This window comes from Halobacteriovorax sp. XZX-3 (genome assembly GCF_043196495.1).
GTDB lineage: Bacteria > Bdellovibrionota > Bacteriovoracia > Bacteriovoracales > Bacteriovoracaceae > Halobacteriovorax_A.
This window is the reverse complement of record NZ_JBEBMO010000011.1, coordinates 1-2,304: the sequence shown is the minus strand read 5'-3', so window position 1 is coordinate 2,304 and position 2,304 is coordinate 1. Positions and strand designations below refer to the sequence as shown.

Annotated in this window: 1 protein-coding gene; it reads right to left on the bottom strand. The window is 46.7% G+C overall.

Annotated elements, in window-relative coordinates:
• Positions 1-573: 573 nt before the first annotated feature.
• Positions 574-1,104, bottom strand: coding sequence for a hypothetical protein (locus tag ABMA70_RS15910; protein WP_392994238.1), 531 nt, complete (start codon positions 1,102-1,104; stop codon positions 574-576).
• Positions 1,105-2,304: the final 1,200 nt, after the last annotated feature.

Here is a 2,304-nt window from a genome sequence, read left to right as displayed (position 1 = left end):
AGTACGTTCCATTAGCAGGCCCATCCATTGTAGTAGTCAATGACACGAATCCAGTCATCAGCATCCCAGTTGCTAGTACAACAGTCGAATGCCTCCACTGGTAGGTAATACTTGCCGTTGTGATAGGCAGTGAGTTTGTCTATGTATTTCATGATGTAATCCTCACGTATACCCACACGATAGGCGCAGCAATGAATAGGTAGACCGTCATCAATACAGCTACGCCCACGAAGTAGGCTACGCCCTGACTAGGGTCCATCGGAATGGTAAGAGTCGCAGCGATAAGCGCAACCCATTTAGATACAGTGTCGATACTCATTTTAATATCCTCGATAGCAACCAGAATCCACCTAGTATTTCAGCTACAAAGAGCCAGTCTTTGATGGTACTCCACGACTCATGCCCTAGGTACACACTTAACAAGTCAATCACGACTGCGAATGTGACCAAGGCTAGGATGAGTAGCAAGTCAGACGGTTTGATTTGATAGCGTCGCATAGATAGACCTCGATTGTAGGTTGAACAGATAAGCATACGCACTCTCTCGAATGCGCATGGATTAAGTGCTCACTGTTAAGCTGCTTTAGCAGGCTTAGCCGCTTGTTTGAATACTGCTTTCGCTGCTGCGCTTACTAATTCTGGGTTGTCTAGCATAGCTGACACGATGCCGATGATGTCTTGCACGTTGTGCTCGCCTTCTTTCTCCAACTTCTTAGCCACGTTAGCTAGGTAGGCATCACGGCTGTACGGGGTAGGCTCTGACTTAGTTTCGAATAGCTGCGGCAATGAGTTGGCTAGGTCTTCAAAGCTAGACTCATCAGTCAATGCTAGGTCTGAAAGTAACTTTTCACGTTTGGTCGGATTGAATACATACGCCTCGCGTTTTTTGTCCCATTTCATAGGCATGTATTTACTAATGCCTGCTTTGAGTTTGCTTGGCGCGTCACTGTCGCGTAATGCTTTCATTGCTGCTGGCATGATGTTCGAGTGAATCAAACCGTGCCAGATAGTGCTAGCGAATACTTGTTGCAAGTGTTCAGGGTTTGAGTTGCGAACGATTGAACGGATGCTAGATTGTACTGTTTTAAGTGCTAGTGCTTTCATGATAATCACCTATCGGTTGTTTATGTTGATGGAAATAATCAAGCCCACTACCGCTAGGCAATGAGCTTTGTTAATTACACCAATGATTAACAAGCCGTAGTTTATAGAGCCGTCAGGTAGTCTCCCCACATAACTAGCTTTCGCCAGTTCTCTACTCTACCGTGTTCACCTTGTCAGGGTTACTATTCGGATGGGTAGCAAGTGCCATCACCATGATATGAGTGTTGATTGCCTCTTACTCTTTGCGGTGGTTCGCTGGGCGTGCCGACTTGAATCAATCGCGGGGCGTGTTCAAGATGTCGAGTAAGAATCTCTCATCATATTCTAATGGGTTTACATGCTGCGACGTAGTTAACCTACGTGACAGGCTTGCTATGGTTTCCCGTTTTCCGTAGCTACTAACTTAACCGTGTTGCAAGTGCTTGAGTCACTGACTCCCTAAAGAGTCTATCAAGTTAACCTACTAGGCTAAGCGTTCACGTTTTTAAAGAGCTTTGCGAGTGGGCTATCGCCTTGTCGCACTATCACTATGGCATAGGATTTTGATGCAAGTGGTCCGACCAGTTGAGACTGGCGGTCCGATGAGTAGTATTGCTTAGGATATACAGGCACTTACCAACTGGTCCGACCAGTGGTAGTGGCGTTTGCATTGGGATGAGATGAGAGGATGGCATACAGCTTGCAAGCTATGCACTATCCGTGCCAGTGCAACTAGGTTGCATGTGGCATGTTCTATGCACGGCGTGCAAGATGCTTACCAACTGAATGAGAGGCACAAAGCTATAAGCATATAGCGTGCCATAATAGCTAGCAGTGACAAAGCGTTAGCATGTTTCATGCCAGATATTGGGGGCGAATCGGTGGTCCGATGAGTGTCTCCCCTTCCCTATAGGTCGGGCGATGCTGGTAAGAGGTCTTACCTGCTGGTAGAGACATTATGCTCTTTACGTGCACGTAAGCTATCCCCTTGCAAGGGGGGAAAGGGGTCGCTCGCTCCTGCGGAGACACACCTCGAATATTTCTAACACCCCCCAGAAAATTCTCGGAAGCAAGTAGTATAGGGAAGGCGCTATATCAATAGCGGGTTGGAGTACATGGATATGTACGAGTGGCATTATGTCTACAGACATTAGATACAAAAAAGCCTAGGTCGGGAAACCTAGGACTTTTACTTTCTTTCTTACTGAGGTGATTGCTATC

Bases quoted from the DNA above. Each gene is read 5' to 3' on its own strand.
- ABMA70_RS15910 (WP_392994238.1), bottom strand. From the start codon at position 1,104: ATGAAAGCACTAGCACTTAAAACAGTACAATCTAGCATCCGTTCAATC.